Source organism: Streptomyces sp. SID3343, assembly GCF_009865215.1.
Taxonomy (GTDB): domain Bacteria; phylum Actinomycetota; class Actinomycetes; order Streptomycetales; family Streptomycetaceae; genus Embleya.
Genome location: NZ_WWJX01000806.1, coordinates 1 through 371 on the forward strand (window position 1 = coordinate 1; position 371 = coordinate 371).

At 77.6% G+C, this 371-nt stretch carries 1 pseudogene; it reads right to left on the reverse strand.

The window, feature by feature from the left end:
* Window positions 1-328: pseudogene (locus tag GT354_RS24885) on the reverse strand (condensation protein); the annotation flags it as partial.
* Window positions 329-371 lie beyond the last annotated feature (43 nt).

Here is a 371-nt window from a genome sequence, read left to right on the forward strand (position 1 = left end):
CGGCCAGGGTCAGTCGGGCGACGTCGCGGCGACGGTCGTCGCGCACGCGTGCGGTCCGGGCGACCACGGCCGCGAGCGCCTCGGCGGCGGTGGTCCGGTGGCAGGGCAACTGGAGGCGGACGCTGACCAGCGCGTTGCCCGGTGCGGCCGCTCGGCCGGGGGCTCGCGTGGACATCGCCATGGTCACCGGCAGCGGCGGATGGATCAGGCCGGTGCCCTGCCAGTGCAGCCGGTGCACGGCGTGCGCGAAGGCGCCCAGATACACGTCGTTGAGGGTCGCCCCGCCGGCGCGGCCGATCGCGCGCATCGCCGCCAGCGGCACGTCCACGTGGCAAACCGCGGCGGTGCCGGTCGCGGGCCCCGCGAAGGCG